This window comes from Viridibacillus soli, assembly GCF_016612995.1.
Classification (GTDB): Bacteria; Bacillota; Bacilli; order Bacillales_A; family Planococcaceae; genus Viridibacillus; species Viridibacillus soli.
Genome location: NZ_JAEOAH010000017.1, coordinates 1 through 15629, shown reverse-complemented (window position 1 = coordinate 15629; position 15629 = coordinate 1). Strand labels below are relative to the sequence as shown.

Annotated in this window: 9 protein-coding genes; 5 read left to right on the top strand and 4 right to left on the bottom strand. The window is 36.4% G+C overall.

Going from position 1 to position 15629, the window contains the following annotated elements; all coding sequences use genetic code 11:
* Window positions 1-66 precede the first annotated feature (66 nt).
* The 4 genes from JFL43_RS12210 to JFL43_RS12195 all read left to right on the top strand — a co-directional run bounded on the left by JFL43_RS12210 (window position 67) and on the right by JFL43_RS12195 (window position 5001).
* Window positions 67-1245: a CDP-glycerol glycerophosphotransferase family protein gene (locus tag JFL43_RS12210; protein WP_200749261.1), complete on the top strand. Its 1179-nt coding sequence runs from the start codon at window positions 67-69 to the stop codon at window positions 1243-1245.
* A gap of 520 nt (window positions 1246-1765) precedes the next feature.
* Window positions 1766-2575 carry an ABC transporter permease gene (locus JFL43_RS12205; protein ID WP_100794801.1) on the top strand — a complete coding sequence of 270 codons (810 nt, stop codon included), beginning with the start codon at window positions 1766-1768 and terminating at the stop codon, window positions 2573-2575.
* Window positions 2576-2598: 23 nt separating this feature from the next.
* Complete coding sequence (gene tagH / locus JFL43_RS12200; RefSeq protein WP_200749260.1) at window positions 2599-3408, top strand: teichoic acids export ABC transporter ATP-binding subunit TagH; 810 nt, start codon at window positions 2599-2601, stop codon at window positions 3406-3408.
* A 54-nt stretch (window positions 3409-3462) separates the two neighbouring features.
* On the top strand, window positions 3463-5001 hold the full coding sequence (locus JFL43_RS12195; RefSeq protein WP_200749259.1) for a glycosyltransferase: 1539 nt from the start codon (window positions 3463-3465) through the stop codon (window positions 4999-5001).
* A 165-nt stretch (window positions 5002-5166) separates the two neighbouring features.
* Here the strand turns inward: JFL43_RS12195 and JFL43_RS12190 are convergent, their stop codons facing one another.
* The 4 genes from JFL43_RS12190 to galU all read right to left on the bottom strand — a co-directional run bounded on the left by JFL43_RS12190 (window position 5167) and on the right by galU (window position 12018).
* Window positions 5167-7971: a CDP-glycerol glycerophosphotransferase family protein gene (locus JFL43_RS12190; RefSeq protein ID WP_200749258.1), complete on the bottom strand. Its 2805-nt coding sequence runs from the start codon at window positions 7969-7971 to the stop codon at window positions 5167-5169.
* A 26-nt stretch (window positions 7972-7997) separates the two neighbouring features.
* Window positions 7998-9722 carry a phospho-sugar mutase gene (locus JFL43_RS12185; RefSeq protein WP_200749257.1) on the bottom strand — a complete coding sequence of 575 codons (1725 nt, stop codon included), beginning with the start codon at window positions 9720-9722 and terminating at the stop codon, window positions 7998-8000.
* Between the two features lie 16 nt (window positions 9723-9738).
* Window positions 9739-11052, bottom strand: coding sequence for a glucose-6-phosphate isomerase (locus JFL43_RS12180; protein ID WP_200749256.1), 1314 nt, complete (start codon window positions 11050-11052; stop codon window positions 9739-9741).
* 96 nt (window positions 11053-11148) lie between these two features.
* On the bottom strand, window positions 11149-12018 hold the full coding sequence (gene galU, locus JFL43_RS12175; protein WP_100794795.1) for a UTP--glucose-1-phosphate uridylyltransferase GalU: 870 nt from the start codon (window positions 12016-12018) through the stop codon (window positions 11149-11151).
* A gap of 905 nt (window positions 12019-12923) precedes the next feature.
* Here galU and JFL43_RS12170 point away from each other — a divergent pair.
* Window positions 12924-15500, top strand: a complete 2577-nt coding sequence (locus tag JFL43_RS12170) for a glucosaminidase domain-containing protein (protein ID WP_200749255.1) — start codon at window positions 12924-12926, stop codon at window positions 15498-15500.
* The last annotated feature ends 129 nt before the right edge of the window (window positions 15501-15629 follow it).

Here is a 15629-nt window from a genome sequence, read left to right as displayed (position 1 = left end):
AATGTGGGACAATAGTACGTCCAAAAAAACAAAGAATGTAAATATGAATGGAAAGAGTGGATTCTGTTGTTAAAAAAAATTAAAAAAAGTAAATATACAAAAAAGCTAATTGCAAAGGCTTTCTCATTCCTAGCTAGAACACCGAGAAAGAAAAACTTAGTTGTATTCGAAAGCTTCCACGGCAAACGCTACAGCGATAATCCGCGTGCAATTTACGAATATATGAAAGAAAATAATCCAGAATTCAAACTCATCTGGAGCATACAAAAAAGCAGTATTCCTCTATTTGAAGAAATGGGCGTTCCGTATATGAAACGCTTCACCCTGAAATGGTTATTCACGTTTCCACGTGCAGAATACTGGGTGAACAACGTCCGTCTACCAAAATGGATGCCAAGACCTAAAAAAACAACATATCTACAAACATGGCATGGTACACCGCTTAAAAAACTTGGTATAGACATCGAAGAAGTGCATATGCCAGGCACAAAAACAACAACATACCGTAAAAACATCATTAATGAATCTAAAAACTGGAATTATCTAATAGCGCCAAACGCATACTCAGGAGAAATTTTAGCACGTGCATTCCACTTTAATGGGGACGTCATTGAATCAGGCTACCCACGAAATGATGCATTACAAAATACGGACCTAAGCAAAATTGATAAAATCCGTAAATCATTGAATATCCCTGAAGGTAAGAAAATCGTTTTATACGCTCCAACATGGCGTGACGACCAATTCGTCAAAAAAGGGAAGTACAAATTCGAATTCCAATTTGACATACAAAAACTAAAAGAACAGTACGGAGATGATTTTGTTCTCCTAGCTCGTATGCATTATCTAGTATCGGAAAGCTTCGACTTCGCACAATACGGCGACTTCATCAAAGACGTTTCCAACTACTATGACATCGCGGATCTATACTTAGTCAGTGATATTCTAATCACAGATTACTCATCCGTATTCTTTGACTATGCTATTCTAGATCGCCCAATCATCTTTTACATGTACGACTTAGAAGATTACCGAGATCGCTTACGTGGCTTCTACATCGACATTGAAGCCGACGCACCGGGATTAATCATCAAAGAACAGGACGAGCTATTTACTGAAATTGGTCGCGCCCTAACAGAAGGCCACCATTCAAAAGAACAGTTCGATCGTTTCTCAGAACGTTTCTGCGAATGGGAAGACGGCAAAGCCTCAGAACGCGTAGTCAACCACGTTTTCAAAAAATAACGCAAAAAAGACGTTTCCATCTTAACTGGAAACGTCTTTTTTATGTGAAAAATTCCCTCAGAACGCTTATAAACCGCTACCCCCTAAAATCCACTCTAAACCTCCAAATAATCACCCCAACCGACACCATTCTCCATCTTGGAAAACTCTCATAAATCCATCCTAAATCTTTACATTTTCCAAACAGAACAAATACACATTCTATGGTATACTATGTTGTAAGTTTTTATGGTAATATAAGAAAATATTTGGTCTACCAAAAAGCGGATTCGAGACACTCTTATGGTAGCAAAGGACAGCCCGCCAAAGCTTACCAACACTGGGAATTCAAACGACAATTCAAAACAAAGTGCATCCTTTTAAAGCAAAATATCGTTCTAACTATTAATGTGACGAAACGAAAATTCGATGATGCATAAATGACATCAAGAATGATAGAAAGTCGATTTTTTTTGCAAAAGTAAATGATGCATCAAAACCAACCCTTAATGAAATTCAAGGAATTGAGGAAAATAACAATATGAAGGCATTTATTAATATCATTAAAGAACAAGTGAATTCTTTTTATATGATTCAGAGATTGGCTAAATTTCAACTTAAAATCGACAACCAAAACAACTACCTTGGCTTCTTCTGGGAAATTCTTAACCCTGCGATTCAAATGGCTATGTACTGGTTTGTTTTCGGTTTTGGTATACGCGGAAGCGCAAAAATAGATAATGTACCATATGTTTACTGGATGCTCGCGGGTATCTCCATGTGGTTCTTTATTAACAAAGCAATTTTAAATGGCTCAAAAGCGATTTATCAAAAGTACTCCATGGTCGCCAAGATGAATTTCCCGTTATCAGTTCTACCGAGCTATATTATTACAGGTAAATTCTATGGCCACTTAGCGTTAGTCGGCATTATTATGGTCGTCTTTTGGATTTCGGGGTATTATCCGAGTATTTATTATATCCAGCTCATTTACTTCATGGCGATGAGTTATCTTCTAGCCTTCAGTATTACATTACTTACTTCAACACTGACAGTTGTGGTGCGAGATGTTCAGATGATTGTTCAATCAGTGCTACAAGCGATGTTCTTCTTATCACCAATCTTATGGGATCGTACTGGGAAGATGCCTGAATGGATACAAGAGATTTTAAGGCTAAATCCATTTCACTATCTAGCAGAGGGTTATCGTGCATCTCTTCTGAAAAACGAATGGTACATTGTAGCGGAATGGCAATTGACGTTGTATAACTGGGGACTTATTATTTTCCTTTTAATAATTGGTTCATCAGCACACTATAAATTCAGAAACCGTTTCTCTGACTTTATCTAACCGTAATATGGAGGACATAAAACATGGCAGAATCAGTCATTATTAAAAACGTCACAAAAAAATACCGTATGTATAAATCCAAAAAAGAACAAATCGGTGACTTACTCTTTCCTGGAAAAATGGGCTCAGATTTCAACGCAATAGATGGCATCTCATTTGCTGTGGAAGCAGGGGATGTCGTTGGACTTGTAGGCATTAATGGCTCCGGTAAATCTACACTTAGTAATATAATTGGCGGCATCGTTCCACCTTCATCAGGCGAAATCATCGCCAAAGGGGAAGTCAATGTTATTGCCATTAACGCAGGGCTGAACAATCAGCTGACAGGTATCGAAAATATCGAATTCAAATGTCTACTAATGGGCTATAGCAAAGAGAAAATCGCTGAAGTTACACCGCAAATCGTCGAATTCTCTGAGCTCGGTGACTTCATCTACCAGCCTGTCAAAAAATATTCAAGCGGTATGAAATCTAAACTCGGTTTTGCGATCAGCGTCACGGCAGACCCTGATATTATCATCATCGACGAAGCGCTATCTGTAGGAGACCAAACCTTCGCAGACAAATCGTTAGCCAAGATGAATGAATATAAAAACCGCGGCAAAACCATTTTCTTCGTCAGCCATAACCTAAGCCAAGTGCGAAACTTCTGCAACAAAATCGCTTGGATTGAAGGCGGCCAACTAAGAGAATACGGCCCAACAAATATTGTCATGAAAAATTACAATAACTTCATTAAGCAATACCACAAGCTTTCATATGAAGAACAAAAAGCTTTCCAAAAAAAGCTTGCTGACCGACGTAAATACGGAAAAGCAAAAGTGAAAAAATAGATAGCTACGATAAACTCTAGTGACTTTCATCTGAAAAAGGGTGTGAAAACGCATATGAAAAAGAAATTATTCATGACTGTATGGGATATGGCTGTTGAAAAAGGCGGCATTAACAAAGTTATGTTACGCAGGTCCAGTTTATTTTCAAATGAGCAATTTGAAAGTGAACTGTTAACCTTCGATTACAAGCCTAACTACGGAGAAATTGAAAAAGAACTAAGACAAACAGGTCAATTAGCAGCTAACTGTAAAATCACAAATGTATATGATTACTATCGTGATAAGTTATCGCAATCTGAAATGACTTCACAGCAAAAAGCCTACTACGAAAAAGCATCCAAATTATACGAAAATGATGATTACTGGGTAGAAGCGGAAGATAACTACGCACGATATTTCTTAAATGGTATGTATATCAAATATAAAAAATGGAACGATGATCGTGTCATAGAATTTATCGATTACTTCACCGACAATCGTATTCGTATACGTCGTGAGGAATTCCATAAAGATGGATATATTAATCGTGAAACGTTTTATCACTCATCAAACAACAAAAAAAATCAGGAACGCTACTATACAAAAGATGGCTTTTGCTATTTGAATATTTGGTATAACCATATTAAAGGCAATCAACAACGACTATTTTTATTTAGTCCACATTATCAAAAGGCGCAGTCCTTTGCTAACCGAATCGAATTCCATACTGCTTGGCTAAATGAAATTTGTAATTTAGAGCCTGTGAAGCCAATTGTTATTTGTGATGGAGCAGGGACTGCTTCTAGAGTAATTGGTATGGACGATTCTTTAGTGGAAAAAGTATATATGATGCATTCAAATCACTTTGAAGCGCCTTATACTTTAGGAAGCAAATATAAAGAAAACTTAAACGAGATCATTGAAGTCATTCCAAAAGGATATACAACCGTTGTATTAACAAAGGCACAACAGTTGGACTTGCATAAAGAGATTGGTAATAGAGGCAATATTCATGTCATACCAAACTTTGTTGAAGTGAATGATAAGGAAGTAGAGAAAGACCCTCTACTTGTTACGATGATTGCACGTTATAGTCCTGAAAAGCGAATTGATGAAGCCATTCATTCATTTGCGAAAGTAGTCCAAAACGTGCCAAAAGCTAAACTTGAGGTTTATGGTGCAGGTGCTGAAAAAGAAAAGTTAGAAGAGCTCATTAAAGAGTTAAAACTAACGAACAATGTATTCCTTAAAGGTTATACAAATCACGTCCAAGATATAGTAACTAAAGCCTCTGTATCGCTCATTACATCATCCGATGAAGGAATGAGCATTGCTTTAATTGAATCACTAGCAAGCCGTACGCCTGTCATAAGCTATGACATTAACTATGGTCCTTCTGAAATTATAGAGAATGGTGTAAATGGTTACGTAGTGCCGAATGGTGACAAAGAGCAATTAGCGGAGAAAATCATTCATTTACTTAATCACCCAGAGGAAGTAGCAACTTTAGGAGCCGCTGGACAAAAACTTGTGGCAACGGAATACACACCTGAAGGCTATTATGAAAAATGGCATGACCTACTTCATAACCTACCAGAACTAGAAGTTTACTAATAGCATTAAAAAAAGTCCAATGACCGATGTAGCTAACTTGGTCATTGGACTTTTCATTTGTTTTATTTTATCCAGCAGGGTCCAAACCCCGGCGGATGCCACAGATTTTTTAGAAGAATTTATCGAGCAAGCTCGATAAATTCTAGGCTAAATGTTTTCTGATGATTAATCGCCAGAAGTAAAGAGACTTTCAAATTCTCGAATAGATTGCTCTCTAGGTTTAGAGAAATCATATTTTCTGAACGTATGAGGGTTTTTCATATAATCGATCAACCCATCATAAATTCCTTCCTCACTATTTTCAACGATAATCGCTTCGTCACCTTTAAAATCACGAATAGTTGGTGGTAAATTCACCGTGATTAAATCTGTATCGACAGCCAATGCTTCGAAAGCAACTAGACCAAGTCCTTCATATATAGAACTCAATACGAATGCATCACAATATTTTAATAATGCATAAGGGTTACTAACGCGACCCAAAATATAGATAGAGTCCCGACTTGCTAAAGAACGAGCCATTTTAATCGTTTCTTCTTTCAAAGGACCATGTGGCGCAATAATGACAAGTGAAGTATTAGGATACTTCGTATGCATATTATCAAAGGCAGTCAGTAAGCGAAGATGGCCTTTTTGATGGTCATAGCGACCAATATTGATAAATACTTTTTTCTCAGGATTGAAAATGTCATCCAACAATCTTGTTTTAGAAATACGTAAATTTCTTTCAATCACTTGAGGAGACAGATCTTGAATACTATCCATCATAATCGTTTTTAAATCGCCTTTAGAAATATATTCATCTGTATAACCAAATTCATCAAAGTTTTGTTCGAAAGCTTGTACGAAAAGATCTTTGTTTTTAGCAAGGTAAGGAGCTTTCTTCTCAAAAGCTACATCCTCAAGACGCTCAATATCTAATTGGTCAATATTCACCGTAATATTGAGTTCGGGATTTTGTGCTACGGTTTCTTTTAAATAGTTTTTATAAATGACATTCTTTTGGTTTTCAGATAAAGAAGTAAATGACATCTGTTTTAAAGCTTTTTTAAAGTTTTTCAACATATTATAAAGCTGGATATAATCATCATTTGATGTCTCTAAAATCGTATTATCATTGTAACTATAATCTACCTGAACATCTCCGAGTGTGGAAATGAGATTAGCATTAGACAAATCTTTAATACGGTCTTCACCTAAGAAGTTATTCATCACGACTAATTTATCTTTTGTAAAAGGTAATCTTTTAACGAAATCATCTACTAGCGTTTCGTTTACAATGGCAATAGCAGTAGCGTTTTTATAGGCATTAAAGATAACCTTTTGACTATAGTTCGCTTTAATATCATATTCCATGAACATATCTGTATGTACATACATAACAGATTTAACATCAATAGAACTAATCATTTGAGCATATTTTCTTTCAAAACCAGGGTAGTGAACCATCCAATCTATTTTAAGGTCACCAAACACACGTTTAAATTCAATTTTATGAAGCTCTTTAACGATGTTAGCCATCCATTTCGAAGTAACCTTTTCATTAAATAAATAACGTTTGTTAACGGCTAGATCAAGAGGAGAACCGTTCAAAGCGCCCGGAACAGGGTAAAATAATACATTTTCCGGTAGGTTTCTTAATCTGAAATAATGTTGTGGGTCTAACTTTTTACGACCAAAGAAGATTAAGTAATTGCGCTTAGAAGTATCAATATTTTCAAGTGTATTGATCAATGCAGTTGTAATACCATTATCCCAGAAACCACCGCTTAAAATAGCGACTGTTTCTTTGCCGTTGTGAATGCTTCTAGGATGAACTAACGCATGTTCCTTATTAGCAAATAGATAGTCATTCAAGATGGCAGTACCTTCTAATCCATCAAGATGACAAAACTTCTCTTTTAAAGAATCATAATTTGCAGCAGGTGTTTCTTTCAGTAACGATATTAATTGTTTCACGGTTGTAGCGATAGGTAGCGGGTAATTCTGAATATCTTCATAGGCACCACGTGTATCATAGTATTCAGCTTTATCATATGCATACAGTACTACGGAGCGACCTGTATTTAAAAAGTCATACATAATAGAAGAATAATCTGTGATTAATACATCTACCGCCGTTAAAAACTCATAAAGTTCAATATTGTCAGGCATTAGATGGATATTATCGAAGTTACTCAAATCTATATTGCTTTGGAAAGGATGTAGTTTAACGAAAAAACTTTCATGGCTTTCTAGATTTTTCGAAATTTTCTCCAGGTCATTTAAAATTTGTTTGTTACTATTTTTCACTTTTCCTACATTACCACGCCAAGTCGGCATATAGAAAGAGACTTTTTGATTTGTTAATTTATATTTTTTGCGAATTCTATCTCGCACCTTCGTATCAAATAGAATCGAATTTCGAGGTGATGGGGCAGTGACCATTGTTCCTGGGTAGATGCCTTTTAAATTATGCGAATCGATCAGTATATCTTCTGTATATTGGTTACTAGTAATAATATAGTCTGCCATATAGAAATTACGTTGTACATTACTGACATCAACAATATTGGGCATATCTTTCCCTAAATGCTTTAAAGGGGTACCATGCCAAGTATTGATATACGTTTGACCTTCTTTTTTATTAAAGAAAGGGTAGAAACTTGTATCGTTAATAAGTATTTCACAGCTAGCTAGTAATTTAACATAGTCAATGGAGTTATGTTCAACAACTGTAATTTGAGAAAGCTTCTGTTTTTTTAAGCTTTTTGAAATAGCGTTAACATCTCTGGCAACAACGTAAATAGTAAATTGCGGGAACCTAGCAACGAGGTCTTTTAACATATAGAACATATGGCCATTAAATGCGCGGCCTTGAGTAGATTCCATTAATATCGTATTTTTAACGATTTTTAGCTTTTTATAAAAGTGGTGGTATTGTTGTAAATGGTCTTTTTTATTGAAAGCATTTTGAATTGTTTTTATCATTTGTTTAACTCCCAAAATAGTCTAATTTAAAATAATGTATCAACATAGGCTGAAAATTCTTTTTTAAAGAGTTCTAACCGCGTATTACTTGCCTCTGCAGAAGGTCCTTTTACGCCGAAATAATATTTAATCTTCGGTTCAGTCCCACTTGGGCGAATACAAATCCAAGTACCATCAGCTAAGAAGTACTTCAAAACGTTTGATTGAGGGAGATGAATGGCTTCCTTTTCACCTGTCGCATGGACAAGACGTTCGCTAGACAAATAATCCTCCTGCTGAGTAACCGTAGTGCCAGCAATTTCTAGTACAGGTTGTCGGCGTAATTGTTCAAGTACAGATTGAATGGCATTTGAACCCTCAACACCTTTTTTCGTAACAGATACTAATCCTTCTACGAAATAGCCATGCTCAGCATACAAGCCTTCTAATACGTCTAACAAAGTAAGTCTTTTCTGCTTATAAAAAGCTGCCGCTTCAACGAGGATTAAAGCGGTCTGAACAGCATCCTTATCACGCGAAAAGTCTTTGATCAAATAGCCATAACTTTCTTCATAACCAAACAAGAATGTGTATGCACCTGATTTGTTATATTCGTTAATCTTCTCACCGATAAATTTAAAGCCAGTTAGTACATCTTCTGTAGATACACCGTATTTTGCAGCAATAACACGTCCAAATTCAGAAGTAACAATGGTTTTGAAAATGCGGCCATTCTCTGGTAAATGATTATTTGAAGCAAAGTTAGACAACAAATATTCGATTAAAATGGCACCTGTTTGGTTACCAGTAAGTAGCTGATAGTCATCACCTTTACGCACCGCTATGCCAACGCGATCACCATCTGGATCAAGTGCTACTAACAAGTCGGACGATTCATCCCTACCTTGCTGAATGGCTAATGCAAAAGCAGCTGGTTCCTCAGGGTTAGGGGAATTGACTGTTGGAAACTCGCCATCTGGTTCGATTTGTTTAGCTACATAAGAAAGAGAATAACCCATTTTCTCGAACATACTACGAACAGTAGAGCCTGAAGCCCCGTGTAATGGTGTGAAGATTGTTTTTAAATCAGTCGTTTTGAACAATTCAGGATACATTGGCATAGCCATTATTTGGGCGATATAACGCTGGTCAATAGCTGAAGATAGAATATCAATCAGCTTATTTTGTTGCAGCGTATGAAAATCCTGCACCGCAATTGAAAATTCGTTATCAATCACATTAATATACTCAATTACAAGATTGGCATCTTCTATATTAAGCTGTGAACCGTCTTCACCATAAACTTTAAAGCCATTGTATTCAGGTGGATTATGGCTAGCTGTTATCATAACACCCATAAAGCAGTGGAGGTCTCGGATTGAAAATGATAACTGTGGCGTTGTACGTGGTTCGTCATAGACATATGCTTTAATCCCGTTGCTAGCAAGTGTTGCAGCAACTTCTTTAGAAAATGTCTTCGATTTACGACGACTATCAAAAGCGATAACAACACCACGTTCTTTCGCAGCCTGTCCATGCTTTGCTATATAGTCGGCGATTCCTTGTGAAGCTTTACGAATAGTATAGATATTCATGCGATTTGTGCCTGCACCTAGTTCACCACGCATGCCACCAGTGCCAAATTCAAGGTTTTTACTAAAAGCATCTTTTAGCGTACTTTCATCACCTTGCATAACTTGAAGCTCTTTTCTTAAGTCAGTATCTAACTCTTTAAATTGTAGCCATTTATCGAATTGTTTCATATAACCCATTTTCATGCTCCTGACTTTAACTAAGTTTATATTCTTTTGAAGTTGAATTTAATAAGGATGAGATATTCTTTTTATATTCTTCAACACCTGGCTGATCGAATGGATTTACATTTAGTAAATAAGCACTCATTGCACAAGCCTTCATAAAGAAATAAAATAAATAGCCTAAATGATAAGCATCAAGCTTTTCAATATTAAGCTCAATAACAGGAATGGCCCCATTAGCATGTGCTTTCATTGTAGCGTCTTTCGCAATCGTATTGATTTCATGAAGCGATTTATCAGTAAGATAGTTTAGCGCATCAAAATCATCTGCTAAAAAGGGAACTGTAATATCTTGCTCCGGTTCTGCAATACTCAAAATTGTTTCAAATAAGAAACGGCGTCCATCTTGAACATATTGTCCAATTGAATGTAAGTCAGTCGTATAAATTGTAGAAGTAGGGAAAATACCTGTATGATTCTTACCTTCACTTTCACCAAATAATTGTTTCCACCATTCCTGAAAATACTTCAATTTGGGTTCAAACACTGATAAAATCTCAACTTGATGCCCCTGATTTAACAAGATGTTTCGAATGACCGCATACTGATAGGCCGGATTAACATCCAAATTAGGAGAAGATAATTCCGTTGCTGCAGATGAAGCACCTGCTAAAAGATCTCGAATATTAACTCCGCATACAACAGCTGGTAATAACCCCACTGGCGTTAAGACAGAAAAACGGCCTCCAATATTTTCGGGGATTGTCAAATGTCGATAATTATTTAACTCACTTGCCTTTTTTAGTAATCCGTTTTCTTGATCAGTAGTAACAATGATATGCTGCTGTGCATAAAAGCCATATTTTTTTTCTATAAATTCACGTATGATGCGGAAATTGATAGCAGGCTCTAGTGTAGTACCTGATTTAGAAATCACGTTCACGTATACTTCTTTATCTTGAATATAGTCCATTAGCTGGTTCAAATAATCGCTACTTAACTGATTGCCGATGAAGATTACTTCGACATCGTCCTTTTTTGTAAAGTAACTACCAAGTGCATCATGAATCGCCTTTGCACCGAGGTATGATCCACCAACTCCGATAACGATAAGTATATCTGATTTACGACAAATTTCGCGGCTAATACACTCGATTTCGGCTATTAAATCTTGGTTAGCCTCTAACGGATCTTGCAACCAACCCGTAGGAATATTCTCTGTATCGGAACTGATAGAGGCATGTAAGTGTTGATGAATTTCAGATACTTGTTGTTGATAAGAACGAATAGCATTGTCATTGGCGTATTCTTCTATATGTTGTGTTCGTAATACAATTTTTTGCATTTATTTTATCCTTTCCATATGTATAACAAAAGGAAACTAGACACGAGTACGTTCAGTAGGATCATGTCTAGTCTTATTGTTAAATGAAGAATCAATTTAAAGTTTTAAGGTTTTAATATATTCTGCTACATCGTCTTTTATATCAGGGTGTTTCAAAGCAAATTCAATAGTAGTTTTCACGAAACCGAAAATCTCACCTACATCATAGCGCGTACCACTAAAATTATAAGCATAGACATCTTGTTCCTTATTCAGCTGTTCAATAGCATCAGTTAGTTGAATTTCTCCGCCTGCACCCGGTGTTTGACGTTCTAAAAACTTGAAAATTTCAGGCGTAAATACATAGCGGCCCATAATAGCTAAATTAGATGGTGCTGTACCTTGCTTCGGTTTTTCAACGAAGCGCTCTACTTTATATAAACGGTCTAACTGTTCAGAAGGGGCTACAATTCCGTAGCGATGTGTTTGATCTTCCGGAACTTCCTGTACACCAATAACGGAACTATTCGAAGTTTCATATTGCTCCATTAATTGTTTTAAGCACGGTTTATCATTTTCGACAATATCATCACCAAGTAATACGGCAAAAGGTTCATCTCCTATGAAGCTACTAGCACATAGAACAGCATGTCCAAGACCTTTTGGCTCTTTCTGACGAATATAATAGATATTCGCTAAGTTTGAAGCATGTCTAACCTTCATCAATAATTCGTCTTTCCCTTTTTCGATTAAGTTAGTTTCTAACTCCAAAGAATTATCGAAATGATCCTCAATAGCTCTTTTCCCTTTACCAGTAACAATAATAATATCTTCAATGCCAGAAGCAATGGCTTCCTCAACGATATACTGGATCGTTGGTTTATCGACAATAGGAAGCATTTCCTTTGGCATTGCTTTAGTGGCTGGTAAGAAACGTGTTCCTAAACCAGCAGCTGGAATAATCGCTTTTTTAATTTTCTTATTCAAAATATATCCTCGCCTTCAATTAGTACATCTATTATACGCGTTCTTTAAAAATCACACTATTAAACTATATTATTTTAATATATATACATATTAAAGTGTTTCAAATGAAAGATAAACGTTCTTTTCACAAGAAATGTAATTAATTAATAATAAAACTCCAAAATAACTACATTGCTTTAATGAAAAGGGTATCTTTAGTATTGGTTTAAATAACATTTTTTTCCTAACTAAAAGTTCCTAATAATACAGAAAACGCTTAATTTTTAGCAAATTATAGAAAGTTACCAAAGTTAGCGCGAGTATCCCCAACTTCTGAGAATAGCACCAAAGCCCACGAGAGTAAAGCCGAAGCCTCGGATGTTAGCACCAAATCCTTCGCGAATAGCATCAACTCCTGCAAGCAGCACCAACCCGAAAATCTTGTAACATAATCGTAAAGTAAATCTCTACTACAAATACGATATACTTAACAAGAATAGGGATAGGTCCATATACATATCAGATAGGGAAGTAAAGTTCATTACAAAATCTCTGCTTAATTTATAGTTTATCGACAAAAAAGTGAGTCATTAGACGCTATTAGGAGCTACGGGTTTAAAAAAGCTACCCAATCCTAAAACGCCTTCCGATATTTTCAAAGGAAGGAAAGTCAACAAGCTCTATAAAATAAGGCAAAAGTCTACGGCTAGCAAACTTAAAATTTCCACACAAAATAGTAGATTACCAACATTTATGGGAGCTAATCACAAAATAACCACCCCTTTTTGTCGCCGTAACACAAACACACCAAAAGAAATGAGCATTAAATTCAACCGAATCCAATCTTCCACTTGCAACAATTAGGCACTATGTATAGTCTGATTAGTATATGAATCTATCATTGTGAAACAGAAAGGAAGTAGAAAATGTTAAAAAAACACGCATGGACACTCATTTGCACATTACTACTAGCTATTTTTATCATCGGAACAAATGGCGCCCAAGCAGCTACAAGCTACAAAACAACAGCTATCAGCAAAATAGGCGTCATCAAATCGACTAAAGCGAAAATCTACAAACAGCCAGACGCAAAGGCAACAAGTAAAATGGCAACAAAAGCACAAACAACACAAGTTATGATGAGCAATAAAAAAGTAAAAACGAACGGCGTTACATACTATGCCATCCACAAATACGGTGACACAAAAAAAACACAGCTAGGCTGGGTCAAATCGACAGACATCAAAATCCGAAGCTATAGTGTCACATCAACAAAATCGCAAACCTTCTATATAAAAGGCTCAGGTAGAGGTTATGTCAGCCCTTGGGGTAGCACAGACTACACATACAAATCTTTAAAAGCATATAAAAATGTTAAATTCACGGCTACAACAACAATCGCTTCAACAAGCAAATGGTATAGAGGGAAACTAAATGGCAAAACGGTATGGATTCATAGTAGCTATCTCTCAACAAAAAAAGGTGCTGCGACTCTCAATACGGCAGCGAATAATTCAACAAAACCAGTAGAAAAAAGCATTAGCTACGTAGCAAAAGTAAGTAGTAGCTCTGCTAAAATTTATAATGACGTTCAAAAAACAGCAGCATACTCAAAAGCAGGCACTAAAAACACAAACACAGTACTCTATGTCAAAAAACAATCAACATATAAAGGAATCACATATTACTTGCTAAGTACACAAGCTAGTGCAACATCAGGTGTCGTTGGCTGGATCAAAAAATCAGACGTCACAGCTTATAAACATGCAGCAGTGAGCACAAAGTCAAAAACACTATCTCTAATAGGTACAGGCTCTGCCTATACGAAAATTTGGGGTGGCACAAACGACATCTCCATCAAAAGTTTAAAAAGCTACAAAAACAAAAAAATTGTCGTAACAACAACAGAAAAAGTAGGGAAAACGGATTGGTACAAAGGTAAAATCGGTACAAAAACAGTATGGGTTAGTTCATCAAAAACACAAAAAGCAGCCCAAACTGCATCAGAGCCAACAGAAAAAACAGCAAGCTTCGTCGGTCTCCTAAAAAGTAGCACAGTGAAAATCTATAAAGACGTTACAAATCTAGAAGATTTCGTTCTAGCAAATGGGACATACACAAACGAAACATTCTATATTAAAAAAGAAGCAACATTAGATGGTAAAGAATATTACCAAATTAGCCGTACAAATGGCACAGCAACAACAGTAGTAGGCTGGGTAGCAAAAAACGATGTGACAATCACCTCAAACAGCCTAGTCGATACAAAAACATTTACAACATACATTGCAGGTACAAACACTGCTTATAACATTCCAAACGGTACAACTAAAAACGTCGTTTATGACTTGAGCAAATACCGTGCGAAAGCATTCAAAGTTATCCGCACTGAAAAAGTGGGCACGAGCATTTGGTATCAAGGTACATTAGCAAACAAAACTGTATGGATTAACTCACTTTATGTTGAAACAAACCCATACATCGCTGTAAACTTACGTAAATCGACAGACTTAACAGCAGCAGAAATGCGTTCATTCCTTTTAAGTAAAGGGAAAACAACAGACAATGTCCTATACAAACTTGCTCCAACCTTCATTGAAGTTCAAAACGAAGTAGGCATTAACGCACAATTCATGTTAGCTCATGCCATTTTAGAAACAGGCTGGGGTGGTTCTACGATTTCGCAATACAAAAACAACTACTTCGGCTACCAAGCATATGATACATGTGCCTTAACATGTGCGAAGTATTTCCCAACAGGCAAAGACGGCTTAAATGCCTATGCATTTAAAATCTATCGTGACTACTTAACAACAACAGGAGCCTACTATAATGGGGCAACATTATTAGGTATGAACGTTAGATACGCAACGGACAAAGAATGGAGCCGTAAAATCGCGAACTTAATGACACAAATGAAAGCGTATAAATCAGCTGACTACAGCAGCAAAACAGCGAGTACGAAAGTCATGAAAGCGCCAATAGAATACGATCATATTCTGCCAGAGTCAAAATCACAACCTGCACAATTCGTAAAACTACCAAGCGATGTAACAGCATCAGTCAAAGCATCGAGTGGGCTGGGCATTTACAATATGCCATACGCCTTCGCAAAAAAAATTGGCACATACGGTAAAGCACAAGTGATCACATTAAAGGCCTATCACACAGACGTACGTGATTTTAAAAACAACAGCGGTAAAAACACACGTTGGTTACGCATCACATACAACGGTACACAAGGATGGGTACGCACGGACGAGATCACGCTCGAAAATCTATCATTCACAAAAGACGAGTCTAACCTACGTTCAATTGCAGGCTCAACGGACAAAGATACAATTAAAGAAGTAGTACCAAACAATGCACCTCTTAAACACGTCTACACAATATTCGGAAACAAAAGAAAGAAAACAGAAGGCAAAACCACATGGTACCAAGTATACGGTCCTAAAACAGGTAAAGAGCTTTGGGTCAGTGAAACACTATTAACAACATTCTAGTATACTAGCCCCCTGCTGCAAAAGCAGGGGGTTTTTAATTTGTAAATTAATGTTGGTTTAGAATGAAGTTTGATTAAAAATCACTCTAAACTCTTGATTTTACTGCATATAAAAAGCTATTGTTTTGAA